We start from the raw sequence: 26,751 nt of genomic DNA, 5'->3' as shown, positions 1-26,751 counted from the left end.
CGTCAGTCGGCGGTCGCGGCGAGGTCCAGCGCCTCCTGCTCCAGCTCCTCCGGGAGGCCGACGCCCGGCCGGTCCGCGCGCTGCGGCGTCGACTCCCCTGCCGCGTCCAGCTCCTGCAGCCACACCCACGTGTCGTGGACGGTCTCGCGCACGTCGCGCGTGCGCAGCCCGAGGTCGAACGCGCGCGAGGGGTCCGAGCCGTGCAGCGCGTCGTACAGCTCGCCCGGCGGGAGCCACACCGGGAGCTGCGTCCACGGCTCGATCCCGACCCGCTCGACCACCGTCGGCTCGGCCCAGACGAGCTCGGCGGGCGGGTTGCCCGCCGCCGCCGCGGCGTCGGCGGTCACGGCGACGCACGTGCCGAGCACGTCGCGCATCGTCGCGTGGCCGGGTGCGCTCACGACGTCGACCGCGCCGGACGCGCCCGCGAGCGCGGCGTCGAGGGCGAACGCGGCGAGGTCGCGCGCGTCGACGTACTGGAGCGGGAGCTCGGCCGGACCCGGCGCGAGGACGCGGCCACCGCGGGCGGTGCGCCGCAGCCACCAGGGCAGCCGACCCACGTTCTCGTGCGGGCCGAGGATCAGGCCGGGCCGCAGGACCAGCGCACGGTCGCCGAGGGCGTCGACGACGGCGATCTCCGCCCCGCGCTTGGCGCGCGCGTAGTCCTCCGCGTCCTCCTCGTCCGGGTCCGCGTCGACCAGCGGGGCCGACTCGTCCGCGCCCCGGGGAGGCCACGGCGCGTACACCGAGCGCGACGACACGTACACGTACCGGCTGTCGCCGGGGACGCGTCCGGCCAGGAGCCGAGCGGCGTCGCGCACCGCTGCGGGCGCCCACGACCACGTGTCGACGACGACGTCCCACTGCTGCGCGACGTCGTCGGAGCGCAGCGCGTCCAGGCCGGACGCGCCGGTGCGGTCGCCGACGAGCGCGGTGACGGCGCCGGGGACCTCGCGCGTACCGCGGTTGAGGACGGTGACGTCGAAGCCGCGCCCGAGCGCGTCGTCGACGACCGCGCGCCCGACGAAGTCGGAACCGCCGAGGACCAGGAGTCTCGTCATGGCCCCACCCTCGTACGCCGCCCGGTGGAGCGCAGCCCGGTTCGCCACGGGCGGACGCCTCGTGGGGACCCGCGCGCCGGGCTCCTCGGGACGAGCCGGTCGGCTCAGTCCGGGTCGGTCGGGTCCACGGGCGCGTCGGGGTCGAGGTTCACGACGCCCCGCCGCCAGTACCCGGAGATCGCGAGCTGGTCGGGCCGGGCGCCGACGACGTGGCGCAGGCGGCGGCGGACCGCAGCCAGGTCGGTCGCCTCGCCCACTGCGACCACGTACTCGTCGGGTGCGGGCGCGCCGAGCGCGCGGACGGCCTCCACGAGCTGGCCCGGGCCGTCGGTGCGGTAGAGGATCTCGACGTCGGCGTCCTCGAGCTCGTCCTCGACGAACGCCTCGTCCACGTCGTCGCCGATCTCGACGATCGCGGTCACCGGGACGCGGCTGCCTGCCGGTCCGCCCCGCACGGCCGCGACCCAGCGCGCCGCAGCGGGCAGCCCGGTCTCGTCGACGACGAGGGTGAGACGTCCGATGCCGTCCGGCACCCCCGTGCTGCCCCGCGGGCCGGCGAGCACGAGCTCGTCGCCGACCTGCGCGCGGGCCGCCCACGCCGACGCCGGGCCCTCGTCGCCGTGCAGCACCCAGTCCACGTCGACCTCCGGGACGGCGTCGTCACCGCCGGCCGCACGCACGGCACGGACGGTGAAGTCCCGCGAGATGGACACGACGCCCGTGGGTCGCTGCAGCCCGCCGTCGGGCGAGAGCGTCGGAGCGTGCAGGACGCCGGTCGCCGGGTCGGGGAAGAAGATCGTGACGTGGTCCTCCGGGCCCGGAGCCCGCAACCCCGCGAGCCCGGCCGGTGCGCCGGGACCCGGCCCGGCGGCGTCGGGCACCACGGGCTCCGCGTCGCGGAACGTGATGCGCCGCAGCGCGACGGACGTCTCGCGGACGGCGTGGACGCGCACGCGGCGCGGGACGAGGTCGAGCGGGGTCCGAGGTCGCGTGAACACCCCTCGATCCCATCACACGAGCCGGGGCCCGGCATCGCTCGCACGTCCGGCGGGACGTGCACGCGCCGAACCCCGGGCTACCGCTTCCGGCGCAGGAACTGGCGGCGACCCGGGATTCGGCAGCGGGGCTCAGCGGGTCACGGGGTGACGATCGAGAAGTCCTGGTCGCCCGGGTCGAGGATTCCTGCGAGGCGGCTGAGGGCGGACGCGTCGCCGCTGACCTCGATACCGGCCTGGGCGAGACCGTCGGCGCCGAGCGCACCGGTGGCGAGCGCCGGGAGCCCCCGCGCCGTCGTCGTGAGCGTGGCGTCCGCGTCGCCCTTCTGCGGTGCCGCGCTGTAGGTCAGGGCACCGTTCGCGAGACGGAGCCGGTAACGCGCACCGGCATCCGTGAGCACGATGTCGATCGTCATCTTCTCGTCCCATGCGCGCGGACCGTCGACCTGGATAGCGATCGCGTCGAACAGCATCTCCGGGGTGAGCGCGGAGATGACGTCGGGTGCGGCGGAGACGGTCGGCGTGCCGAACGTGCCCTCGCGCAGCTCGGTCGCGCCGGAGAGGTAGATGTTGCGCCACACGCCGTTCTCGGCGCCGTAGCCGAGTTGCTCGAACGTGTCCGCCAGCAGCTCGCGCGCGGCCGCGTCGTCGGGCTGGGCGAACACGGCGTGGCTCAGGACCTCGGCGGCCCAGCGGAAGTCGCCCGTCTCGAAAGCCTCGCGCGCGCTCGACACGATCGCGTCGACGCCGCCCGCGAGCTTGACGTACCGCTTGCCCTGCTCGACCGGCGGGTGCTGCCACAGGTGGGCGGGGTTGCCGTCGTACCAGCCCATGTAGCGCTGGTAGATCGCCTTGAGATTGTGGCTCACGGACCCGTAGTACCCGCGTGCGTGCCACGCGTTCTCGAGTGCGGGCGGGAGCTTGAGCTCTTCGGCGATCTCGATGCCGGTCCAGCCCTTGTTGATGAGTCGCAGCGACTGGTCGTGCAGGTAGGCGTACAGGTCCCGCTGCTCGGAGATGAACTTCACCACACGTTCGTTGCCCCACGTCGGCCAGTGGTGGGAGGCGAAGACCGACTCGACCTCGTCGCCCCACAGGTCGAGAGTCTCGGTGAGGTAGTTGGACCAGGCGTGCGGGTCGCGGACCAGCGCACCGCGCAGCGTGAGCAGGTTGTGCAGCGTGTGCGTTGCGTCCTCTGCGGAGCACAGCGCCTTGTGGTCCGGGAAGTACACGAGGAACTCGGCCGGCGCCTCCGTGCCAGGTGCCATCTGGAAGACCATCCGGACCCCGTCGACCGTCTCCTCCTGACCGGTCTCGGTGATGTCCAGGGTGGGGGCGATGAGCGTGATGTTGCCCGTCGCGACCGTCTGCGCCAGACCGGTCCCGAGGGCGCCCTGCGGCCCGCGCGCCAGCGCTGCGCCGAACATGTAGGCCGAGCGCCGCGCCATCGCGGTCCCCGCGTAGACGTTCTCCGACGCGGCGTGCTCCGTGAACTCCGCGGGGGCGATGATCGGCACACGACCGGCGTCGACGTCCTCCTGGGTCGTGATCCCGCGGACGCCGCCGAAGTGGTCGACGTGCGGGTGCGTATACAGGACGCCGGTGACAGGTCGGTCCCCACGGTGCTCGCGGTAGAGGGCGAGCGCGGCCGCCGCCGTCTCCTCCGTGACCAGCGGGTCGAGGACGAGCACGCCGGTCTCGCCCTCGATGAACGACACGTTCGACAGGTCGAAGCCGCGCACCTGGTAGATGCCGGGCACGACCTCGAACAGTCCCTGCACCGCGTTGAGCTTGGACTGGCGCCACAGGCTCGGGTTCGCGGTCTCCGGCGCGTCGCCCTGCAGGAAGTCGTACGTGTCGTTGTCCCAGACGACGGTGCCCTGTGCATCGTGGATCGCGTTGGGCTCCCGACGGCCGACGAGCCCGCGCGTCGCGTCCTCGAAGTCTTGCTCGTCCGAGAAAGGGAGACTCTCCAGGAGGGCTTGCTGCTGCTGCTTGATGGTCTCTGTCACTGGCTTGGGTGCGGTAGGCATGGCGCCAGAATTGCAGCCGTGCTGCCGGACTGCATCCGCAAGGGGCCGGGCGAGCCTCCACCGCTTCCATGCTGTTCACCGCGGGACGCGGACCCAGCGACGCTCGGGGTGCCGTCGCGGCGGTAGCACCTCAGTGGAGGGCGTACTTCAGGGCGACCACCAGCAGGCCAAAGCACCCCGCCACCAGCATCTCGCCCGCCAGCGCCCAGCGCCGTGCCCCGCCCGTCCAGGCCGCGGCACCACCGACCGCCGTGAGCATGAGGACGGTGAACCACAGCGCGATCCACGCCGACGTCTCGCTGTCCGCCCCGAACAACCGCGCCAGGGCGGTCACCACGATCGGGGGTACCGCTCCGAGCAGAACCGCCCAGTTCTCGCGGAGCGCGAGCAGCACGCGAGAACCGGTCGAGTGGTCGGGGTCGGCGAAGCGGCCCCCGACGGCGGCGACGTAGACGTGCGCCAACCAGTACACGACCGCCACCACCGCCGTCACGACGACGACCCGGTCCCCGGGCGGCGCGTGCACGCTCGCGACCGCGAGAACCGAGGCGGACACGACCGCGCCGTAGAGCATCTCCGGGACGTGGGCGATCGTCAGGTGGCGACGCGCACGCCCCCCGGACCGCGGGGCCCCGCCGCCGGAGGGTGACGACGCCCCAGCCGGGCCGACGCCTTCCTGGCCGGTCATGCGCATCAGACTACGGCCGGACCGTCACGGAGGAGAGGCGACACGGCACCACGTCGTGCCCGAGGTCTTGCCGTTCTCCGCGGATCGCCGATGAGAACGCGCGGCCCACCAGGTCTGCACCGTGACGGCCGGGCTCCTGCCCGGCGACGAACGAAGGAGCCAGTCATGAGCATGGGCAGCACGTACCTCGGTCTCTGGTACGACTCGCAGGCGGAGGAAGCCGCGGAGCTGTACGTCTCGATCTTCCCGAACTCCCGGATCCTGTCCGTGGTCCGGCACGACGAGGCCCTGCCGGAGCAGGGCCCCGGAGTCCCCGCCACCCCGGGCACCGCGTTCATCGTCGACTTCGAGATCGACGGCCTGCGCGTCCAGTCGCTCAACGGCGGGCCGCAGTTCCCTCACACGGAGGCGGCGTCGATCATCGTGGACTGCGACTCCCAGGAGCAGGTCGACACCTACTGGGAGAAGCTCACGGCCGACGGCGGCGAGCCCGGCCCGTGCGGCTGGCTGAAGGACCGCTACGGGCTGAGCTGGCAGATCGTGCCGAAGCGCCTCGGCGAGCTCATGACCGACCCGGACCGCACCGCAGCGGGCCGGGTGTTCCAGGCCATGATGGGCATGGGCAAGCTCGACGTCGCCGGTCTCGAGGCCGCGTCCCGCGGGGAGTGAGCCGTCGTCGGTCGCGAGTCGTCGGCCGTCAGTCGAGGCAGAACTCGTTGCCCTCCGGGTCGGCCATGACGATGAACCCGTAGCTCGTCGGCGGCTCCGGCTCGTGACGGCGCAGCCGGGTGGCGCCGAGCGCGACGAGGCGCTCGCACTCGGCCTCGAGGGCGGCCATCCGCGCGTCGTCGCGCAGGTCCGGCGCGGTGCGCACGTCGAGATGCACCCGGTTCTTGGCGACCTTCTCCTCGGGCACCTGCTGGAAGAAGATCCGTGGCCCGACGCCGTCCGGGTCCTCGAGCGCCGACGCGCTGTTGCGCTGGTCGTGCGGCACGCCGGCGCGCTCGAGGAACTCGTCCCACGCGGCGAGCGGGTCCGCGCCGTCGGGCAGCTCCACGCCCGGCGGGCCGGGGTGCACGTAGCCCAGCACCTCCTTCCAGAACATCGACAGGGACCGCGGGTCCCGGGCGTCGAACGTGACCTGGACCGTGCTGCTCATGGCTCCTCCTCCGTCGAGCCGGCGAGCGCCCGCCGACCACCTGACCGTCTCACCTCCCACCGACACACCGCCGGGTCCGCGCGACCGGCCGCGCGCGCGACCGTGCCTCGCGCCCCGGGTGGCGAAATCGGGTTGCGACGGTTGAGACAATGGGTCGTCGTGAGTACCGAGCCCCAGCGGTCCCAGCCGCACCAGACGGACGCGCGCCCCTCCCCACGGAGCGGCGCGACCGAGGGCACCCCTCGCGCGTCGGGCCGTCGACGCCGCGGGAACCGCAAGGGCCGTGCGCAGGGCGACCGGGCGGCGTCGGGCGTCCGGCAGGTCGGCCGGGCCCAGCTCGACCGGGCCGCGAGAGCTCGCGAGGCCGTCACGGTCCCTCCCATCGCCTACCCCGAGCAACTGCCCGTCAGCGCGCGGCGCGACGACATCGCCGCCGCGATCCGCGACCACCAGGTCGTGGTCGTCGCGGGCGAGACCGGGTCGGGCAAGACGACGCAGCTCCCCAAGATCCTGCTCGACCTCGGTCGCGGGCGGGCCGGGCAGATCGGCCACACGCAGCCGCGGCGGATCGCGGCGCGCACGGTCGCGGAGCGCATCGCGGAAGAGCTGGGGACGCCGCTCGGCGGGGTCGTGGGGTACCAGGTCCGGTTCACCGACACGTCCAGCGCGGACACGCTCGTCAAGGTCATGACCGACGGCATCCTGCTCGCCCAGATCCAGCGCGACCCGCAGCTCCTGGCCTACGACACGATCGTCATCGACGAGGCGCACGAGCGGTCGCTCAACATCGACTTCCTCCTCGGGTACCTGGCGCGGCTGCTGCCGCGCCGCCCGGACCTGAAGCTCGTCATCACGTCCGCGACGATCGACTCCGACCGCTTCGCGGCGCACTTCTCCCCCGCGCACCTCGCCGAGCTGGGCGGGGCGCCGGACTACGTCGTCGAGGCCCTGCCCGACGCCGCGCCCGTCGTCGAGGTGACCGGGCGCACCTATCCGGTGGAGATCCGGTACCGCCCGCTGTCGCCGGACGCCGACCCGGTCTCGTCCACCACTCCGGGCAGGACCGCCGGGAAGGCCACGGGCAGGGCGAAGGGCGAGGAGAAGGACCTCGTGACCGGGATCGTCGACGCGTGCGACGAGCTCATGCGCGAGGGCCCCGGCGACATCCTGGTGTTCCTCTCGGGCGAGCGCGAGATCCACGACGCCGCCGACGCGCTCGAGGGCCACCTCAAGGACCGCGTGCGGGACCCGAAGCACCCGCAGCGCGTCGAGATCCTGCCGCTGTACGCGCGGCTGTCGTCGGCCGAGCAGCACCGCGTGTTCCAGCAGCACGGCTCGCGGCGCATCGTGCTCGCGACGAACGTCGCCGAGACGTCGCTGACCGTGCCGGGGATCCACTACGTCGTCGACCCGGGGACCGCCCGCATCTCGCGGTACTCCAAGGCGACGAAGGTCCAGCGCCTGCCCATCGAGCCGGTCTCGCAGGCGAGCGCGAACCAGCGCTCCGGCCGGTCCGGGCGGGTGGCCGACGGCGTCGCGATCCGCCTGTACTCCGAGGACGACTTCGACGCGCGTCCCGAGTTCACCGAGCCGGAGATCCTGCGCACGTCGCTCGCGTCGGTGCTGCTGCAGATGATCTCGGTCGGCGTCGTGGAGTCGCCGGACGCGATGTCGCGCTTCCCGTTCGTCGAGCCGCCGGACACGCGCGCGGTCCGCGACGGCGTCCAGCTCCTCACGGAGCTCGGCGCCCTGGAGACCGTCGACCTGTCAGGGGGTTCGCGCCGGGTCACGCGGTTGACCGACGTCGGGCGCGTGCTCGCGCAGCTGCCCATGGATCCGCGGCTCGCCCGCATGATCTGGGAGGGGTCGCGGCGTGACGTCGCGCGCGATGTCGCGATCATCGCCGCGGTCATGTCGATCCAGGACCCGCGCGAGCGGCCCGCCGAGCAGCGCGCACAGGCGGACCAGCTCCACGCGCGCTTCACCGACCCGCACTCCGACTTCCTGACCTACCTCAACCTCTGGGAGTACGTCCGCGAGCAGCAGCACGAGCTGTCCAGCAGCGCGTTCCGCCGGCTCTGCAAGGCCGAGTACCTCAACTTCCTGCGCATCCGTGAGTGGCAGGACGTCGTCGCGCAGCTGCGCGAGATGTCGAAGCCCCTCGGCATCGACATGTCCTACCGGCCTCGCGCCCGCGGTGAGGTCCGGACCGACGAGCGAGCCGCCCGGAAGAGCCACGCGGACGAGGAGGGCCAGGCCGGCGTGACGGACCCGGCCGCCCACCGGCGCACGTGGGACGCCGACACCATCCACACGTCGCTCCTCGCGGGCCTGCTGTCGCAGATCGGCATGCAGGACACCGGCGACGTCAAGGCGTCGTCGGTCGCCCACCTCAAGGGCGAGGCCCGCGCGAAGGCGTTGCGGCGTGCGCAGAAGCAGGCGCGCAACGAGTACACGGGTGCGCGCGGGGCACGGTTCGCGATCTTCCCCGGCTCGCCCCTGAGCAAGAAGCCGCCGGCGTGGATCATGGCGGGCGAGCTCGTGGAGACGAGCCGCCTGTGGGCGCGCGACGTCGCGCGCATCCAGCCCGAGTGGGCCGAGTCCCTCGCGGGAGACCTCGCGAAGCGCACGTACTCCGACCCGCACTGGTCCACCAAGCGCGGCGCGGCGATCGCCACGGAGAAGGTGCTCCTCTACGGGGTCCCGATCGTCGCGGACCGCAAGGTCCTGTACGCGAAGGTCGACCCGGAGGCGGCCCGCGAGATGTTCGTGCGGCACGCGCTCGTGCAGGGCGAGTGGACGACGACGCACCGGTTCTTCCAGGAGAACCGCCGTCTCCTGGAGGAGGCGGCGGAGCTCGAGGCGCGCTCGCGCCAGCGCGGGCTCGTCGTCGACGACGACGTGCTGTTCGCCTTCTACGACGAGCGCGTTCCCGACGACGTCGTGTCCGCCGCGCACTTCGACCGCTGGTGGAAGGGCGCGCGTCGCGACGACCCGGACCTGCTCACGTTCACGCTCGAGCAGCTCGTCCCCGATGCCGCCCAGGTCGACACGTCGCAGTTCCCCGAGTCGTGGCTGCAGGGCGACCTCACGCTCCCGCTCACCTACCAGTTCCGACCGGGCACGGACGCCGACGGCGTCACCGTGCACATCCCGATCTCCGTCCTCAACCGCGTCTCCGCGGCCGGGTTCGACTGGATGGTCCCCGGCCTGCTCGACGAGCTCGCGACCGCGACGATCCGCTCGCTGCCCAAGCCCGTCCGCGTCCAGCTCGTCCCCGCGCCCGACGTCGCGCGCCTCGTCGTCGCCTGGCTCCGTGAGAACACCCCCACCTGGGAGGACATGGCCCGTGCGGGCGACATGGCGGAGCCCTTCCACGTCGCGTTCACGCGCGCCGTCCGGGCGGTGCGCGACGTCGTCGTCCCCGACGACGCGTGGGGCCCCGAGCAGGAGGCCCGCCTCCCCGCGCACCTCCGCATGACGTTCCGCGTCGAGGACGTGCGCGGCTCGGACCGCCGCGAGAGCGCCGTCGTCCTCGACGAGTCGACCGACCTCCTCGCGCTGCAGCGCCGTCTGGCGGCGCAGAACCAGGCCGCGGTCCGTTCCGCCGTGAAGGGCGCGGTCGGTGCCGCGCTGCGCGAAGCGGCTGCCGCGGGGCCGGTCGCGGCGAAGGAGCTCGGCCTGGCGGCGTCGGACGGCGGTCGACGTGCCAGCGGCACGGCTGGCGAGCCCGGGGGCCTCTCCGCAGCACCCGCGCCCTCCCCGGCGGGCTCCGCCGCGGCGTCGGGCGACCTCGCGGCGGGGCCGAGCACGTCGGGAGCTGCCGCGCCGCTCGCGCTCGTCGCAGAGCAGACGGAGCTGACGACGTGGCCGGCCGGGCTGCCCGACGACGCGCTCCCCGGCACCGTCTCGACCGACCTCGGCGGCGGCGTCGTCGTCCGGGGCTACCCCGCTCTGGTCGAGGAGCAGGACGCGCGGAGCAGGCCGGCGGTCGCGCTGCGCGTGCTGGCCGACGCGAACGTCCAGGCGCGCGAGCACCCGCGCGGCGTGCGCCGCCTCCTTCTCACGGAGACCGCGCTGCAGAGCGGCCGGATCACGAGCCGGTGGTCGGGCACGCAGGCGCTCACGCTCGCCGCGGGACCGTACCGGACCACCGACGCCCTGGTCGCGGACCTGCAGCTCGCCGCCGTGATCGCGCTGACGAGGGGCGGGACGGGGAGGTTCGGCGCGCAGCCGGACGCGGCGGCGGTCCGCGACGCCGACGCGTACGGCCAGGCGCGCGCGTTCGTCCGGGCGCACCTGGAGGACGAGGTGCACGCCGTCGTCGGGCACGTGGTCGCCGTGCTGTCGGCGGCACGGACGCTGGACGCCGAGATCAGGGCGTCGAACAGCCTCGCGCTGCTCAACACCCTGACGGACGTCCGCGACCAGCTCGCCGCTCTGGTGCACGACGGGTTCGCGTCCGCGACCCCGCCCGGTCGGCTGGCGCACCTGACGCGGTACGTGCGCGGGGCGTCGTACCGGCTGGAGAAGGCGCAGTCGAACCCGAACCGCGACGCGGAGCTCGCGTGGCGGGTCCACGACGTGGAGCAGGTGTACGACCGCGCACGGGAGGCCTACGCGGCCGGGCCCGCCGACCCGGCACGAGGGGCCGAGCTCGCAGACGTGCGGTGGCTGATCGAGGAGCTGCGGGTGTCGCTGTTCGCCCAGCAGCTCGGCACCGACGGTCCGGTGAGCGAGAAGCGGATCCGCAAGATCCTCACGCCGGGCGGCTGGTAGGCCGGCTCCACGACCGTCCCGAGCTCGAGCCGCGCGGCGCGCGGAACGATTCTGCCCGCCCGCACGTTCTACCAGGACGAACGGGGACAGACAGAGTGGAATAGGACTTCACGCCGACGACGGGCGGCCCGCGGGCCAGGGGGTGGTACCCATGACACGGGCAGTGGTGACAGGGTTCGGGGCGGTGACCCCGCTCGGTGGTACGGCGGCGGAGACGTGGTCCGCGCTGGTTGCCGGGCAGAGCGGGGTCCGCGCGATCGGTGAGACCTGGGCGGACGACCTCCCGGTCCGGCTGGCCGCGCGGGTGGACGACGCGTTCGCCGGGGCGCTGGGGGTGCGCGAGGCGCGTCGCACCGGCCGCGCCGAGCAGCTCGTGCTCGTCGCCGGGCGCGAGGCGTGGGAGCACGCCGGCACGCCCGACGTCGACCCGACCCGGCTCGCCGTCGTCGTCGGTTCTGCGAACAGCGGGATCGCCACGACGCTCGAGCAGGCACGCGCCCTGGACGAGCACGGGTACCGGAGCGTGTCGCCGCACGCGGTCACGATGCTCATGGCGAACGGCCCGGCCGCGTGGCTCTCGATCGCGCTCGGCGCGAAGGGCGGGGCCCGTGCCCCGATCAGCGCGTGCGCTGCGGGCGCGGAGGCGATCGCGACGGGGCGCGAGCTGATCCTCGCCGGCTCCGCCGACGTCGTCGTGTGCGGCGGGGTCGAGGCGGGCGTGCTGCCGTTCTCGATCGCCGCGTTCGCGCGGGCACGCGCCCTGTCCACGCGCAACGACGCGCCGGACCGCGCGTCCCGGCCGTTCGACACGGACCGGGACGGGTTCGTCATGGCCGAGGGCACGACCCTGCTCGTGCTCGAGAGCGAGGAGCACGCGCGCGCCCGCGGAGCCACGGTGCACGGCGTCGTCGCCGGCGCGGCGGTCACGTCGGACGCGTACGACATCGTCGGGGGCGACCCGCAGAACCAGGCCCGCACCATCGCCCTCGCGGTCCGCTCCGCCGGGATCGTCCCGGGGGACCTCGGGCTGGTGCACGCCCACGCGACGTCGACCGCCATGGGCGACGTCAACGAGGCCGTGGCGATCCGCGCCGCGCTGCCCGACCCGCCCCCCGTCACGGCGACCAAGGGCGCGACGGGACACCTGCTGGGAGCTTCCGGTGCGCTCGGGACGCTGGCGGCGCTGCTCTCCCTGCGCGACGGCGTCGTCCCGCCCACGCTCAACCTCGACACCCTGGACCCGGAGATCGACCTCGACGTCATCCACGGGGCAGCCTGCCCGACGTCGGCCCGGCACGCCCTGGTGAACGCGTTCGGGTTCGGAGGGCACTCGGCGAGCGTCGTCGTCTCCCGGGACTGACCCTGGGAGGATGGAACTCGACGCTCTGCTCGCCGACATCACGACGCTCCGCGTGGACGCGGTCGTCAACGCGGCAAACTCCTCGCTCCTGGGGGGCGGCGGGGTGGACGGCGCCATCCACGCCGCCGCGGGACCGGGTCTGCTCGACGAGTGCCGCGAGCTGCGCCGGACCACGCTCCCCGACGGGCTGCCCGTCGGCGAGGCGGTGGCGACGGGCGGGCACGACCTCGTGGCGCGCTGGGTGATCCACACCGTCGGGCCGAACCGGCACCGCGGCGAGGCCGACCCCGCGCTGCTCGCGTCGTGCTTCACGTCGTCGCTCGACGTCGCGGCGCAGGTGGGCGCGACGTCGGTCGCGTTCCCCGCGATCAGCGGCGGTGCGTACGGGTGGGCGCTGGACGACGTCGCGCGCATCGCCGTCGAGAGCGTGCGCGGCTGGTCCGCGCCGGAGGGCCGGGACGGCATCACCACCGTGCACCTCGCGCTCGCGTCGCCGGAGGCGCTCGGGGTGTTCAAGGCCGCGCTCGGCCGCTGAGTCAGGGTTCGTGCTCGCGGGGATCAGGGCCGCTTGGGGGGATCCCCCGATACCCGCGCGCGTCGCCGGTAACTACCGTCGAGGTATGAGCACATCAACCGCAACCAACCCGTCCACGCTGTCCCGGCCGCGCCAGGGCCGGATGATCGCGGGCGTGTGCGCCGGGATCGCCCGCCGGTTCGGCTGGGACCCGACCGTCGTCCGCGTCGTCGCCGTGGCGTCGATCCTCCTGCCGGGCCCCCAGATCCTCGCCTACGCGATCCTGTGGGTCGTCATCCCGACCGACCGCGCCTGACCCGCCCCGCGAGGTAGGACGCGGCGGCGCGAGGTAGAGCTCGGGGAGCTCACCTCGCGACGCCGCGTCCTACCTCGCGCAGGGGACTAGCTTGCGGGGTGGGACGCTGCGGCGGTGTGCCTGCGGCGGCGTGCGAGCACCACCGCCGCTGTGCCGCCGCCGAGCAGCAGCGTCGCGACGACGGCGATCGTGCCGACCGTCGCGCCCGTGGTCGCCAGGGCGCCCGGGCGTGCCGTGACGGTCACCGTGCCGTCCGGGTCGGCGTCCGCCACCAGGTCGGCGTCGGCGGCCTGGACGTCGAGCTCGGTCCACAGCACCCGGCCGTCCACCTGCCCGACGATCGCGAACCGGTGCTCACCCGCCGCCAGGTCGGCCGGGATCGTCACCGTCGCGGTGAGCGTCCCGTCCGCGTCGGCCCGGAACATCCCGAGCTCGACCGGCGTCGAGAAGATCGTCGCCGACACCCACTCCCCCGGCGCGAAGCCCTCGGCCGTGGCCGTGACCGTGTCGCCCGGCTGCACGGTGCTCGGCGAGAGCGTGACACCGCCGTGGTTCGCGGCCGTGAGGTCGTCCGCCGTGACCGGGTGCAGCGGGTCCGACGGCGCGTCGTCCCCCGCGCCCGGCGTCTGGCCATCACCGGGGTCCGTCGGATCCGTGGGGTCCGTCGGGTCGGTCGGTCCGCCGGCGCCCCCGAAGACGTCCGACGCGGCACCCAGGCTCAGGAGCACCGTCTCACCCGTGGCGTCCTCGACGCCGTCGTTGTCCGTCACGGCCCAGACCCGCCCGTCGCCGGCGATCGTCAGGCCCTCGAGCTTCTCCTGCGTCCACCCGTTCGTGGCCTGCAGGTCGGGCAGGACGTCGTGGGCGAGCATCTTGGTCAGGGCGACAGACCGGTCGGACGCAGCACCCACGACGGTGTCCGGGACGTCGACGGTGTAGACCCGCTTGACCGCGGCGGCCGGACCGTTCAGCTTGTCGCGCTCGATCACGGCGAGCGTGTCGTCGTCGACGACGGTGACCTCGCTCAGTCCGATCCAGTCGCCGTCGGTCGAAGTCTGCTCGAGCGGGTAGGCGAACCAGTCCCACGTGCCGGTCGCCACGTCGTAGCGGCCCAGTCGCGCCGTGCCCGCGGTGCCGCCGGCGTCGCTCGTCAGGCCGCGCTGCAGCGCCACCCACACCTGCTCGGCGTCCCCGGTGCCCTGCGCGGCGACGCCCTCGAGGCCCCACTTGCCGAGGCCGGCCGCGACGTCGTCGGGCAGGGCGACGGACTGCTCGACCTCGCCGTCCGCGGACGCCCGCACCAGCGTGTTCTCGTCGCCCGTCGCGCCCTCGACCGCGAGCCAGAAGCCGCCCTCGGAGCGGGCCGAGACACCCTCGACGTCCATGCCGACGGGCTCGCGGTCCTCGGTGAGCGTGATCGACCGGTCGATCACGGCCGGCGTCCCGTCGTCGTAGCCGCTCACGTCCACGGAGTAGAGCTGCGTGACGTCGTAGGCCGCGTCGTTCGCCGTCCACAGGCGCTGCGCGTCGGTCGGGTCGGCGCTGAGCGCGCCGAGCGCGCTCCACCCGATCGGCGCGCCGGCCTGCGGGCCGTCGGTCTCGTCCGCGGAGACCACGCTCGGGAACTGCGGCGAGCCCGCGGCGTCGGCCCACTGCTCGCCCAGCCCGAACAGCGTCACCGCCGAGCGGACTCCCGCCTCGGCGTCGTCCTCCTCGCTCGAGACGACGAGCAGGTCGCGCGCCGGCACGGGCAGCAGTCCCTCCGGGCCGTTGGTGGTCGCGAGGACCTGGACGAACCGCGGCGAGGCCGCGTCCGACACGTCGTAGACCGCGACGAAGTTCGAGCGCTCCGACCCGACGAACGCGTACGGCACCCCGTCGAGCGTCGCCACCGCCAGACCCTCGGCCTCGACGCCCTTCTTGCCGGCCCGGTCCTCGGTGTGCAGGCCGGTGCGCACGGCGAGCCGCTCGAGCTCGGCGCCCGAGTCCCACACAACCGTTCCCTTCGTCGCGTCGAAGACCGACCAGCCGCGCGTCCCGCCCTTCCAGTCGCCCTCGTTCGCGGTCGCGACGTGCGCGTCGTCGAGCCAGCCGATCGCGTCGGGCTCGCGCGGGACGTCCGTGATCGAGCCGGTCTGGTCGATCACGCCGTCCTTCGCGGTGTCGATCCCCGCGACGGAAGCCGTGCCGGCGGAGAACACCCGGTCGATCTTCCCGGTCTCGATGTCGACGACCGCGATCCCGTTGTTCTCCTGCATCGACACGGCGACCTTGTCGCCCGACGGATCGATCGCCACGTACTCGGGCTCGAGGTCCTGCGGGGTGTCGAGGCCCGCCTTGGCGACCTTGGCCGGGAGCGTGCCGTTCTTCTTCACGAACCGGACCTCGCGGGTGGACCAGTCGGCCGGGTCGTCGGTCGGCAGGTCGAGGATCTGCAGGAAGCCGCTGGGGAGCTGGGGCAGGTCGCCCTCCTCGCCGCCCGCGGGAGCAGTCTCCTCGTCGCGCTGGTTCTCGATCGCGACGACCGCGTGCGCGCCGTCGGGCGTGACGGCGACCGAGTCGGGCTGGCCGCCGAGGTCCAGGGACCGGACGCGCTCGCGCGTGGCCAGGTCGACGACGTCGAGCCGTCCGCTGGGCTCCGTGAAGCTCGTGGACGTGTCCACGACCACCAGCACGTACCCGCCGACGACCGCGACCGACGTCGGCTCGTCGTGCTCCGACCCCAGCTCGGCGAGGTTCAGCGTCCCCAGGCCCGTCGGCGCGGACGGGTCCGAGATGTCGAGGAACCCGATGCGACGCGCGAGGGCGTCGGTGTGGATCATGGTGCGTCCGTCCTCGCTCACCGCGGAGATCTCCGCGACGGTCTCGTCCGCGGCGGGTACGCCCGCGGGACGGTTCTGGAAGACCGGGTACGTCGAGAGACGGTGGAACGTCTGGTCCGCGGTGGGCTGCGGCAACGGTGCCGACGCGCCCGACGCCGCGAGCGCCGGCAGCGCTGCGAGGCCGAGGGACAGGGCCGCGCCGGTCGCGACGAGGGCGGCGAGGCGCGTCCGGCGAGCAGGCCGGGGCGCGGGTGGGTGGGACATCGGTCTCCTTCGGCTCACGCCTGGGTGGTGGTCGTGGCCGAGGTTCCCCGTACCGCGTGACGCCGGGGGGACCGGTGGTCGGCGCGCGGGTGGCGCGCAGGTGAACAGTCCTCACGCGTGCGGTAGGTCCTCCTCCCGCGCCAGGACGATCGGCGTCTGCGGCGGGGAGGTCGGTGGGTCGGGAACGCTCGCCGTAGCGCCCATCCTGGCGCAGCACGACCGATCAGTCCCAGCGCCTGCTCGACCTCGTGGTGGACGCGCTGCGAGCCTGATGAGGCGGGCATAGCGTGCCGGTATGAGGATCGCGTCTCAGGTCGTCGTGCTCGACGCCGCGGACATCGCCACCGAGAGCGCGTTCTGGGCGAGCGTCCTGGGCGGCGAGGTGGATGCGAGCGACGACTGGCACACCGTGTCCGTGGACGGTCACGCCCGGCTCGCGGTACAGCTCGCGCCGGACCACGTCCCGCCGCGGTGGCCGGACGGCGAACCCCAGCAGATCCACCTGGACCTTTGGATCGAGAACCCGGAAGAGGCCCACAACGAGGTCGTGGCCCTCGGAGCGCGCGTGCTCGAGGCAGAGATCGATCCCGACGCCCCGGACGCCTTCCACGTCTACGCCGACCCCGCCGGCCACCCGTTCTGCCTGTGCTGGACGAAGGGCGCCTGACCCTCGACCCGAGGCCATGGTCCGAGCGGGGCGAGCGGTACGACGTGGCGGAAGAAGTGTCTCCTCGGAGGTTCCGCTGAGGGGACCAGTCCGCACCGCCCCTCGGTCCGGTCGGACCTCGCTCCTGGGCTTCCACAGGACGTGTTCCGGACTTCGTCTCCACAGGTCGGCTCACGAGCGGCGCGCGTGTCGGCGACGTCCGGCACAGTAGCGTCATGACCGACGCCCGCTCGGAGCCCACCACACCCGCCCCACCCACCACACCCCTCGCCGTGCCCGGAGATGCACCGCTCGCACCACCGCGGGGCGCACGATGCTTCGGCGACGGCGACACGCTCTACGAGGAGTACCACGACTCCGAGTGGGCGGTACCGGTCCACGGCGACCAGGCCCTGTTCGAGCGGATCGCGCTCGAGGGGTTCCAGTCCGGCCTGTCCTGGATCACGGTGCTGCGCAAGCGACCCGCGTTCCGTGCGGCGTTCGCGGGGTTCGACCCCGAGGTGGTCGCGACCTTCGGGGACGACGACGTCGCCCGCCTCCTCGCGGACGCCGGGATCATCCGCAACCGGCAGAAGATCGAGGCGACCGTCTCGAACGCGCGGGCCCTCCTCGCACTGCACGAGCAAGGACGCACGCTCGACGAGGTGTTCTGGTCCTTCGCGCCTCCGCCGCGCGCCGAACGCCCGCGCAGCTGGGCGGACGTGCCCGGACGCACGACGGAGTCGCTCGCGCTGTCGAAGGCGTTGAAGAAGGACGGGTTCCGGTTCGTCGGCCCCACGACCGCCTACGCGGCGATGCAGGCGTGCGGGGTCGTCGACGACCACCTGGCGACGTGCCCCGTCGTGCTCGCACCATGAGTCGGTCGCGCACGACCGCAGCCTGACCTCGCACGCGCCACAGCCCCGCGGTCCAGCCCTCTCTCGCACCTGCTACCGCCGCCACGGCCGGTCGCGGGCGTGATCGTGCGCCCGCTGCCCGTCGGGGCGGTCAGACACGGCGAGCCCCGCACCGGGTCGGTGCGGAGCCCGCCGTGCGTCTCAACCTCCGGCTAGCAGGCCGGCGCCTCGTAGGCCGCCTCGACGGTCGACTCCCGTCCGTCCTGCTCGTCGGTCGAGCTCACCGAGACGGTCGCGACGCCCGCCTCGGCAGTGCCGCCACGCACCGCGAACGACTGGTAGGCACTCTTGCCGGGCTCGACGGCACCGAAGGACTTCTCCCCGTGCGCCGTGGAGACGACGACGTCGAGCGCCACCTCGTCGGTGTTGGTCGCCCGGACCGCGAGGTACGGCCTGCCGGCGACGCAGCGCGGCTGCGCGACGACGTCGACCGCGAGTTCGTCGTCGGCCTCGACAGACGTGAGGCTCCAGAACCGGTCCGCCGTCTCCTCGTCGGTCGCCGTGGTCGTGCTGCCGGCGCCGGCACCCACCGTGACGGTGCCGTCACGTCCGTTTCCCGACGAGTCGGTGACGGTCCGGCCGCCCGTCTCGTCGAACGTGTAGTTCAGCACATCACCCTCGGCCGGCTCCCCGGTGGCGAGGGTCGCCACCTCCTCTGCGGACAACGCGCGACCGTAGAGTGCGAAGTCGTCGATCGCGCCGTCGAACGCAGGGTCGCTGCCGTACTGGGACTTCCCGAGATAGTTCCGGTTGGTGGTGTCTCCCAGCTCGGACGGCGACGTGGTGATCTGCCCGGTGGCGACGGCCTGTCCGTTCAGATACATCGTCCCCGACGTCCCGGCGACGGTGATCGCGACGTGGTTCCACTGTCCCAGCGAGAGGTTCTGTCCGTTGTAGCTGAGCGTCTGCTCGCCTCCGGCACCGGTACCGGTGATGGCGAACCGCGGCCCGCTCCCGGCGCTGACGGTGAAGAACATGCTCTTCGTCGAGTTCGCCCCCAGGTCGAAGACACGCGACCACGTGGCGAGCGACGCGGGCTTCACCCAGGTGGAGACCGTCCAGTCGCCGTCGAGGTCGCCGAGCGAACCGTTCGGCAGGGTCACGTAGGACGAGGTCTTGCAGAAGTCGAGCGCCGTCCCGATCTTGCCCGGTTGCCGGGTGCCGTCTGCACTGCAGTTGGACGTCGGTGCCCCGTCAGTCCACTGGACGACCGGCGCGCCCACCGCAGTGCTCATCTGGTCGATACCGAGCGTGAGACCGGTGCCGTAGTTGGCGAGCCGCATCCGACCCTCGGGATCGGGCACGAGCTGCCAGAGCTGGTCCTCGCCCTCGCCCACCTCCTGGACGATCGCCCGGGCCCCGTTCGCGGTCGATGCGTCCTGCACCCCGAGCGCAAGGCCGCTCGCCACGTTCACGATCGTGTAGAGACCGGACCCGGCCTCTTCGACACGCCACTGCTGGGTCTCGCCGTCACCGGCCTCCGCCTGTACGACCCCGGTTCCTGCCGTGGTTCCGGCGTCGGCGGTGTCGAGCACGAGCTCGCTGTTGCGGTTGGTGAGCGTGTACGTGCCAGCCAGGCTCTGCGCCTCGCCCGCCGAGGTCACGACCACGTGGTAGCCGTAGTTCGGGTTCATGACGACCGGGACTGTCACGGCACCGTCCTCCCCGACCTCGTACGTCGTCTCGGAGATGGTGATGGGCCCCGGTGTCGGAGTGGTGCGCCCGTAGGACGGTGTCGTCTCGAGCTTCACGTTCACCGCGTCACCGAGCGCGAGCTCGTCGAGCCCGTTGACGACGATCGAGGTCGGGCCGCTGTTGCCGCCTGCGATGATCTTGACCTCGTCCTTCGCGTCGTTGACCGACGCCGCGCCGTCGAGCAGGCTCTCGTTGGACGGCGGGGTCGTGGTGACCATCTGGCCTTCCATGTCCGCATACCAGGTGTAGAGCCAGTACGCGCCGTTCGGTGCCCCACCCCGGGACACGAGCAGATCGCCGAGAGTTCCGGACTGGTTCCAGAACGGGAGCTCAGCGCGAGTGATGCCGAATCGCTCGAGCTCCGCGACGTAGCCGACGAGACGACCGGGCAGCCCGACCTCCTGCGGCGACGCGTACTCCGTGATGTCGATCGGAAGGTCGCCGAGCTCGAGCTCCTCGAGCAGTCCACGGACGTTCTCGACGTCGCCCTTGATCTTCGAGGCGCGGATCAGCTCGTGCCACTCGATGACGTCCGGGACGGTGTCCGTCTCCTTGGCGAACTCGAGGAACTGCCGCATGTCGGAGATGTTGTCGGAGAAGCTGGGGCCCTGGATCGGGACGTCCGGTCCGAGCTCCTCACGCAGCACGTCGTAGCTGAACTCCCACAGCTCCTCGAACGTCCCGTTCTGCTCGAGCCAGGTCTGGTCGGACTCGTTCCACGGGGCGTACGCGACGATGTTGGTCGCACCGGATGCCTCCACGTCCGCGACGACATCGCGGATGACGTCCTCCCAGGCCTTGCGGTCCGCGGTGTTCTCCCAGCTGAACTGGTACGGCCAGCCAGGGTAGTAGTCGACGATGCGCACGACGATCCCCGCGTCGTGCCGGTCGGCGGTCCGCCAGACCTTGGCGGTGTCGCCGGTCGGCTGCTGCCGTCCGTTCGGCGGCATCTGGACGAACGTGTGCGGCTTGATGGGGGCGATGAGGTCGTCCGACGGGACGCCCTCGTCGGCGATCCCGTACAGCGAACCGGTGGCCATGTTCGTGGCTTCGCGGAACGGCTGGTCAGCCTCCACGACGAGGGTGTCCTCCGGTCCTGGCGCAGACGCGGCAGGGGCCGCGGTGAGCGCGACGCCTCCCGCGCCGAGGGCAAGCGTGGCCAACAGCGATGCGGCCGCGCTCGAGGCGGTAACGCGTCGGCGTCGCGACGCGGTCGAGCTTCTTCTGAGTGACAAGATCTTCCTCCGTGTTGTCGCGTGGAGCGCACGCGGGACCGATGCCCCTTCGCATCTCGGCACCTTCCAGCGGTGTCGCGGTCCTCCACAGGTTTGTCCTTCTACCCGCCCCTCGCAGGGGCCGAGTCGCTGTCGCTGCCTCACCTCCTCTCCAGGGCCGTGCGACCCATCACTTCGAACCGGTTCGACGGCGGCGACGTCGGACTGTCGCCGCCGTCAGGCACATCAGGGTCCGGCCGCACCAGGCGCGACCGCGCCGGTCGTGCGCCCGACCAGGTGGGGCAGCGCGCCGTCGCGCAGGAAGACCGGCACGACGTCGAGCGGCGCGTGCGCGCGGACCGTGCGGCCGCCGTCGTGCACCTGCCCCGTCGCCGCGTCCGTCCATCGGGCACCCGCGGGGAGGTAGACGTCGCGCTCGCGCGCGCCCGCCTCGACCACGGGCGCCACGAGGACGTCCGCCCCGAGCAGGAACTGGTCGGCCACGTCCCACGCCAAGGCGTCCCCGGGGAAGTCGTGGAAGAGCCCGCGCATCACCGGCTGGCCGTCGGTGTGCGCGGCGCGCATGACCTCGCGGACGTACGGGCGCAGTGTCTCCCGCAGGTGCACGTACCGCTCCAGGACGCGGTACACCTCGTCGCCGAAGCTCCACAGCTCGTTCGGTCCGCCGGAGCGCAGTCGCCGCGACCCGTCGGCCGCCGTCACGTCCTCGTACGGCAGCCGGTCGCCGTGCAGACGCATCACGGGGCTGAACGTGCCGAGCTGGAACCACCGCACGAGCAGCTCGTGGAACGCCGGGTCCGCGACGTCACCGCGGTGGAAGCCGCCGATGTCCGTCGTGAACCACGGGATCCCCGCGACGCCCATGTGGATGCCGGCCGTGACCTGGCGGGCCATGTCGTCGAACGTCGAGCTGATGTCGCCGGACCACACCAGCGCGCCGTACCGCTGACTGCCCGCCCAGGCGCACCGTACGAGGTTGACCACCTCCTCCTCGCCGTCGGCGCGTTGCCCGTCCCAGAACGCGCGGGCGAAGAGCTGCGGGTACAGGTTCCCCACGCGCAGGTTGGACCCGAGGTGGTAGCGGTAGGCGTCGAAGTCGTAGACGCCGTACTCGGGCTCCGCCTCGTCGAGCCAGAACGTGCGGATGCCGTGCGCGCTGTAGTTGCGGCGGCACGTCTCCCACAGCCAGCGCCGCGCCTCCGGGTTCGTGACGTCGAGGAACCCGCTCGGGCCCTCGAACGACATGTGGACGTCGAGACCGCGCTCGGCGCGCACCAGGAGGTTCTCGCGACGCAGGTGGGAGTAGTTCTCGGACTCGAGGGAGACCTGCGGCCAGACCGAGACCATGAGCTCGACCCCGAGATCGCGCAGCTCGTCGACCGTCGCGGCCGGGTCCGGCCAGAACTCGTCCTCGAACCGGTAGTCACCCATGCGCGGCCAGTGGAAGAAGTCGGCGACGATCACGTCCAGCGGCAGGCCCCGACGGCGGTGCTCGCGCGCCACCTCGAGGAGCTGGTCGGCGTTCCAGTAGCGCAGCTTGCACTGCCAGAAGCCGAGCCCACGCTCGGGCATCATCGGCGCGTGGCCTGTCGCGTCCGCGTACGCGCGCGTGATCGCTGCGGGCGTCTCACCCGCGGTCACCCAGTAGTCCAGCTGGCGCGTCGTCTCCGCATACCACTCGGTGCGGTTGCGCGCGAAGGTCGCGCGCCCGATCGCCGGGTCGTTCCACAGGAACCCGTACCCCGCGCTCGACAGCACGAACGGCACGCTCGCCTGGGAGTTGCGGTGCGCGAGCTCGAACGTCGAGCCCTTGAGATCCAGCACGTGCTGCTGGTACTGGCCCATCCCGTACAGCTTCTCGTCCGGGTCGGACTCGAAGGACGCCGTGAGCTCGAGGTCCCCGCCGAGCCGCGGACGAAAGCGCCGTGCCTGCAGGTCGAGCGAACCGCCGCGGTCGTGCTCGCGCAGGAGCAGATGACCTTCGCGGTCGTAGAACGCGAGCTCGCAGCGCGAGCGTTCGTACCCGGTGGGCTCGTGGAACCACGTCGTCACGCGCAGCTCGACGCGCAGTCCGCCGACGACGAGAGTCGCGCCGTCGTCTCGCGTCTCGACCCGCACGGCCGGGTCAGCCCCGCCCGCGCCTTCCGCACCGGTCCCGCTCGGGACCTCGTCGAGCGGCAGCAGCGCGTGGTCGCTGTCCACCACGTCTCCCATGAGGGTCGCACGCACGCGCACGGCATCGCGTCCCCAGGGCTCGACGACGAGCGTCTCGCCGTCGCCACGCCACACGACGCGCGTGCCGTCGACGTGGACGGGCTGGACGGGCTGGTTCGCGGTGCTCACCTGGTCTCCTTCGACGAGGACTTCGGACGGGTCAGAGGGTCGGGAGGAACACCCGCATGGTCGAGGGACCGCGCTCGGCCCAGCGGTGGTAGGGCACGAGCGGGAGCTCGAGCTCCTCGAACGGCTCGTGGACGGGCGCCACGCCGGAGTACGGCAGGCCGGACGACTGCGCCCCGCTCGCCCTGCGCGTCAGGAGGGTTCCGCGCACGACGGCGCCGTCCGCCTCCGGCCGGGGCTCGGCCGTCGGGTCGATGCGCAGGTCCTCCAGGGCCGCGCCCGCGGGCAGGTCGGTCGACTCGGCGCACAGCACGAGCGGGCCCCGCTCAACCGCGACGCAGCCGCGCACGGCGTCGACCCGCGGGTCGGGCCACGTGAGCCGCGGCGCCACGGGCAGCTCGAGCACGACGACATCGCCCCGCCGCAGCACCTCGCGGACCTCGACCCACCCCGGCGCGGCCGCATGCGCAGCGCGACCGGTACCGGGACCGGCGACCGTCGCGCCGTCCGCCCAGGCGGGGACGCGCAGCCGCAGGGTCACGTCGCGGTCGGGAGCGTCGAGCACCTCGACGCGCACCGAGCCGTCGTCCGGGTACCGCGTCTCGACGCGCAGGGCCAGCTCGCCGCCGTCGTCCAGCGCTGTACGCACCTCACCCGCTGCGTACTGCAGGAGGGTGAGCTCGTCGCCGTCGACCGACGCGACGTAGGCGTGCCACGAGGCGAGCGTGCGGGCGACGTTCGTCGGGCAGCACGACACGTCGAACCACGGGGCCCGGACGCCACCCTCGGCACGCGGGTTCTCCGTGTCGGGCTCGACGTCCTGCCTGGCCACGCGCTGGTGCAGGGGGTTGGCGTAGAAGAACGCCTGGCCGTCACTGCGAGGGGAGGTGGCGACGACGTTGTAGTACGTACGCTCCATCAGGTCCGCGTAGCGCACGTCCCCCGTCGCGAGGTAGAGGCGCCAGGACACCATGGTCGAGGCGATGCCCGCGCACGTCTCGCAGTACGCGCGGTCGGGCGGCAGCTCCCAGTCGTCACCGAAGCCCTCGTCCTGGTGCCGCGAACCCATGCCGCCGGTGAGATAGGTGCGGCGCTCGACGGTGCGCTCCCACTGGCGCGTGACGGACCCGAGGAGGTCCGCGTCGCCCGTGTCGACGGCGACGTCCACGGCGCCCGCCGCGAGGTAGAGCGCGCGCACGGCGTGCCCGCTCCAGACGTCCGCCTCGCGGACGGGTACGTCGTCCTGGAAGTACGCCGGGCTGAGCAGCCGGATCGGCTCGAGCGTCCCGTGCCCGCGACGCTCGACGAACAGGCGCGCCTGCTCCGTGTAGCGCGGCTCGCCGAGCGCGCGACCCAGCTCGGCCAGGCCCACCTCGATCTCCGGGTGCCCGCAGATCCCCGCGCGCGCCCCGGTCCCGAACTCTGCGCACGCCTGGTCCGCCGCGCGGCGCGCGACCTCCACGAGGCGACCGTCGCCGGCCGTGCGGAACCGCGCGACCGCGGCCTGCAACAGGTGGCCGGTGCAGTACAGCTCGTGCCCGCTCTCGAGGTCGGTGTACCGGCCGGCCTGGCCTGCGTGGCCGAAGCACGTGTTGAGGTACCCGTCCTCGTCCTGCGCCGCGGCGACCCGGTCGACGAGCCGGTCGTAGGTCGCCTCGAGCGCGGGGTCGCCGGTGCGCGCGAGCTCCCACGCCATCGCCTCGAGCAGCTTGTAGACCTCCGAGTCGGAGAACTGCCAGCCGGGCCGCTCGCCCCCGGTCGTGCCGGCGGCGACCACGTCGAAGTTCGCGAGCCAGCCGAGCCGCTCCATCCACGTGCGGCAGTGCTCCAGGGTCGCCCGCGCGTTGGTCTCCTGGAGCCGCGCCCAGAAGCCGTCGGCGAGCCGCACCTCACCGACGCCGAGGCCGCGACGGCCCGGCGTCGCCGGGACGACGGGCCGCGCGCGCACGGCGTCGGGCGCACCGGGTCGCCCGGGTCCGGGCGACGTGGTGAGGGTGGCGTGGTGAGTCACGAGGTGGTCCTTCGGTGTGGGTGGGACGGGCCGACGCCGGGGTGACCCGGCCGCCGGCCGTCAGTCCTTGACGGCGCCCGCGGTGACGCCAGCCGCGACGAAGCGCTGCGCCAGCACGAGCAGCACGGCCGCGGGGACGGACGCGACGACGGCGGTCGCCATGATGGCGTTCCACTGCGTCGTGTTGTTGCCGATGTAGTTGTAGATGCCGAGCGTGATAGGGATGAGGTCCCCGTTGCGGTTGAGCGTCGAGGCGAAGATGAAGTCCGACCAGGCCCACAGGAACGCGAACAGCGCGACCGTGACGGTCGAGTTCCGGCTCACCGGCACGACGACGGAGATGAACGTGCGCCACGGGCCCGCGCCGTCGACGCGTGCCGCCTGGAGCAGCTCGCGCGGGATGCCGGACATGAAGGCCGTGTACAGGAGCACGCCGAACGGCACGGCGATCGTCGAATCGGCCACGATGAGGCCGCCGACGGTGTTCAGCAGCCCGAGCCGCACGTAGATCGCGTAGAAGCCCATCGACATGACGACGGCCGGGATCATCTGCGCGACGAGCAGCAGGAAGTTGAGCGTCTTGCCGCCACGCAGGTTGAGCTGCGCGAGGGCGTAGCCAGCCGGGGCGGCCACGACGATGGTCAGCAGGACGCAGCCCAGCCCGACGATCAGGCTCGTCCCGAGCGCCGGCATCTGCTGCGCGAAAACGCGCTCGTAGCCCTCGAACGTCGGCTCCCACGGGAACCAGTGCGGCGGGGAGGCCCGCAGGTCCTTCGTCTGCGTGAGGGAGACGTTCACCATCCAGTAGACGGGGAACAGCATCAGGGCGGTGAAGAGGACGCCGAGCGCGGTCTTCCACCAGGGTCGGGTCGAGGTCATGACGACGCCTCCTGACGGCGCTGGAGCTGCAGGTGCAGGAACCCGAAGACGAGGGCCACGAGGATGAGGATGTTGCCTACGGCGGCGGCGGGCGAGAAGTCGGGCTGGCCGGTGCCGAAGGCCTCGCGGTAGGACCACACGGCGAACGTCGTCGAAGCGTCGCCGGGCCCGCCCGTCGTCATGATCCAGATGACGTCGACGACCTTGAGCGTGTAGATCAGCCCGAGCAGGATCGTGATCGCGGAGACCGGGCGCAGCAGCGGCAGCGTGATGCTGCGGAACTGACGCCACGCGCCGGCGCCGTCGAGCGACGACGCCTCGTACACCTCGCCGGGGATGTTCTGCAGCCCCGAGTAGAGGATCACGAGGTTGAACGGGATGCCGAGCCAGACGTTCGCGATCGTCACCGCGATCAGCGCGGTGTCCGGGGACGTGAGCCAGTTGATCTGCCCGATCCCGAAGGCCCCGATGACCGAGTTGATGATGCCGTTCTCGCTGCTGAGCATCCACGCCCAGGTGGAGGCCGACACGATGAGCGGCAGCAGCCACGGGACGAGGAACAGCGCGCGCAGCACGTTCGAGAGCCGGAAGCTCGACCGGAAGAACACGGCGAGCGCCAACCCGATGGCGAACTGGAACGCGATGGACACGAACGTGAACGCCACGGTGTTCCACAGCGCCGTCGGGAAGGTCGACGAGGCGAAGACCTCGGCGAAGTTCTCGAAGCCGACGTACTCGGCGTTGCCCTGGACGAACGCCCGGATGTTGTAGTCGTGCACGCTGAGGTCGATGTTGCGCCATAGCGGGTACGCGTAGAAGAGCACGAGGTAGACGAGGAGCGGGGTGGCGAAGGCCGCAGCGGTCCACTGGCTGGCGTTCGGTCCCCGTCGGCGGCGGCGCCCCCTCGGCGCGGCGGGCGTCGTGCCCGCCGCACCGAGGGTGCTCTCGCTCGTCCCGACGGAGGTCGGGAGGGTGGTCATGAGTCGTCCTTCGATCGGGTGTTGTGATCGCTCACATCACGCGCTGCGCGCGTGGTG

Annotated in this window: 18 protein-coding genes; 7 read left to right on the top strand and 11 right to left on the bottom strand. The window is 72.8% G+C overall.

The window, feature by feature from the left end; translation table 11 throughout:
- Positions 1-2: 2 nt before the first annotated feature.
- The 4 genes from IF651_RS05500 to IF651_RS05485 all read right to left on the bottom strand — a co-directional run bounded on the left by IF651_RS05500 (position 3) and on the right by IF651_RS05485 (position 4,777).
- On the bottom strand, positions 3-1,061 hold the full coding sequence (locus IF651_RS05500) for an NAD-dependent epimerase/dehydratase family protein (RefSeq protein ID WP_191828090.1): 1,059 nt from the start codon (positions 1,059-1,061) through the stop codon (positions 3-5).
- 104 nt (positions 1,062-1,165) lie between these two features.
- A complete protein-coding gene (locus IF651_RS05495) occupies positions 1,166-2,059 on the bottom strand; it encodes a siderophore-interacting protein (RefSeq protein ID WP_191828089.1) in 894 nt (297 codons plus the stop codon).
- Between the two features lie 137 nt (positions 2,060-2,196).
- The gene (locus IF651_RS05490; protein ID WP_191828088.1) at positions 2,197-4,089 is read right to left on the bottom strand and encodes an alkyl/aryl-sulfatase; all 1,893 of its coding nucleotides are present in this window, start codon (positions 4,087-4,089) and stop codon (positions 2,197-2,199) included.
- A gap of 130 nt (positions 4,090-4,219) precedes the next feature.
- Positions 4,220-4,777, bottom strand: a complete 558-nt coding sequence (locus IF651_RS05485) for a hypothetical protein (RefSeq protein WP_191828087.1) — start codon at positions 4,775-4,777, stop codon at positions 4,220-4,222.
- A 165-nt stretch (positions 4,778-4,942) separates the two neighbouring features.
- On the opposite strand from IF651_RS05485, the gene IF651_RS05480 reads away from it, so the two are divergent.
- Positions 4,943-5,446 carry a VOC family protein gene (locus IF651_RS05480; protein WP_191828086.1) on the top strand — a complete coding sequence of 168 codons (504 nt, stop codon included), beginning with the start codon at positions 4,943-4,945 and terminating at the stop codon, positions 5,444-5,446.
- A 28-nt stretch (positions 5,447-5,474) separates the two neighbouring features.
- Here IF651_RS05480 and IF651_RS05475 read toward each other — a convergent pair whose 3' ends face one another.
- Positions 5,475-5,936, bottom strand: a complete 462-nt coding sequence (locus tag IF651_RS05475) for a VOC family protein (protein ID WP_191828085.1) — start codon at positions 5,934-5,936, stop codon at positions 5,475-5,477.
- A gap of 159 nt (positions 5,937-6,095) precedes the next feature.
- Between IF651_RS05475 and hrpA the strand changes: the two genes are divergently transcribed.
- The 4 genes from hrpA to IF651_RS05455 all read left to right on the top strand — a co-directional run bounded on the left by hrpA (position 6,096) and on the right by IF651_RS05455 (position 12,905).
- Positions 6,096-10,715 carry an ATP-dependent RNA helicase HrpA gene (hrpA, locus tag IF651_RS05470; RefSeq protein WP_338403791.1) on the top strand — a complete coding sequence of 1,540 codons (4,620 nt, stop codon included), beginning with the start codon at positions 6,096-6,098 and terminating at the stop codon, positions 10,713-10,715.
- A 151-nt stretch (positions 10,716-10,866) separates the two neighbouring features.
- Entirely contained in the window at positions 10,867-12,075 is a 1,209-nt protein-coding gene (locus IF651_RS05465) for a beta-ketoacyl-[acyl-carrier-protein] synthase family protein (RefSeq protein ID WP_191828083.1), read from the top strand.
- A 10-nt stretch (positions 12,076-12,085) separates the two neighbouring features.
- Positions 12,086-12,610 carry an O-acetyl-ADP-ribose deacetylase gene (locus tag IF651_RS05460; protein WP_191828082.1) on the top strand — a complete coding sequence of 175 codons (525 nt, stop codon included), beginning with the start codon at positions 12,086-12,088 and terminating at the stop codon, positions 12,608-12,610.
- An 85-nt stretch (positions 12,611-12,695) separates the two neighbouring features.
- A complete protein-coding gene (locus IF651_RS05455; protein ID WP_191828081.1) occupies positions 12,696-12,905 on the top strand; it encodes a PspC domain-containing protein in 210 nt (69 codons plus the stop codon).
- Positions 12,906-12,991: 86 nt separating this feature from the next.
- Here IF651_RS05455 and IF651_RS05450 read toward each other — a convergent pair whose 3' ends face one another.
- A complete protein-coding gene (locus IF651_RS05450; protein WP_191828080.1) occupies positions 12,992-15,991 on the bottom strand; it encodes an esterase-like activity of phytase family protein in 3,000 nt (999 codons plus the stop codon).
- Positions 15,992-16,286: 295 nt separating this feature from the next.
- Between IF651_RS05450 and IF651_RS05445 the strand changes: the two genes are divergently transcribed.
- Positions 16,287-16,658: a VOC family protein gene (locus IF651_RS05445; protein ID WP_191828079.1), complete on the top strand. Its 372-nt coding sequence runs from the start codon at positions 16,287-16,289 to the stop codon at positions 16,656-16,658.
- A gap of 215 nt (positions 16,659-16,873) precedes the next feature.
- The gene (locus IF651_RS05440; RefSeq protein ID WP_191828078.1) at positions 16,874-17,515 is read left to right on the top strand and encodes a DNA-3-methyladenine glycosylase I; all 642 of its coding nucleotides are present in this window, start codon (positions 16,874-16,876) and stop codon (positions 17,513-17,515) included.
- Between the two features lie 191 nt (positions 17,516-17,706).
- On the opposite strand, the gene IF651_RS05435 is transcribed toward IF651_RS05440, so the two are convergent.
- The 5 genes from IF651_RS05435 to IF651_RS05415 all read right to left on the bottom strand — a co-directional run bounded on the left by IF651_RS05435 (position 17,707) and on the right by IF651_RS05415 (position 26,694).
- The gene (locus tag IF651_RS05435) at positions 17,707-20,412 is read right to left on the bottom strand and encodes an RICIN domain-containing protein (RefSeq protein WP_206715161.1); all 2,706 of its coding nucleotides are present in this window, start codon (positions 20,410-20,412) and stop codon (positions 17,707-17,709) included.
- Positions 20,413-20,709: 297 nt separating this feature from the next.
- Positions 20,710-22,827 carry a TIM-barrel domain-containing protein gene (locus tag IF651_RS05430; RefSeq protein WP_191828076.1) on the bottom strand — a complete coding sequence of 706 codons (2,118 nt, stop codon included), beginning with the start codon at positions 22,825-22,827 and terminating at the stop codon, positions 20,710-20,712.
- A 31-nt stretch (positions 22,828-22,858) separates the two neighbouring features.
- A complete protein-coding gene (locus tag IF651_RS05425) occupies positions 22,859-24,835 on the bottom strand; it encodes a glycoside hydrolase family 127 protein (RefSeq protein WP_338403790.1) in 1,977 nt (658 codons plus the stop codon).
- 60 nt (positions 24,836-24,895) lie between these two features.
- Positions 24,896-25,714: a carbohydrate ABC transporter permease gene (locus IF651_RS05420; protein ID WP_191828075.1), complete on the bottom strand. Its 819-nt coding sequence runs from the start codon at positions 25,712-25,714 to the stop codon at positions 24,896-24,898.
- The gene (locus IF651_RS05415; protein ID WP_191828074.1) at positions 25,711-26,694 is read right to left on the bottom strand and encodes a carbohydrate ABC transporter permease; all 984 of its coding nucleotides are present in this window, start codon (positions 26,692-26,694) and stop codon (positions 25,711-25,713) included. Before IF651_RS05415 ends, IF651_RS05420 begins: the two co-directional genes overlap by 4 nt.
- Positions 26,695-26,751 lie beyond the last annotated feature (57 nt).

This window comes from Cellulosimicrobium arenosum (assembly GCF_014837295.1).
In the GTDB taxonomy this organism is placed as follows: Bacteria; Actinomycetota; Actinomycetes; order Actinomycetales; family Cellulomonadaceae; genus Cellulosimicrobium; species Cellulosimicrobium arenosum.
Note: the sequence above shows the minus strand (reverse complement) of the source record. Positions and strands in the feature narration are given on the sequence as shown.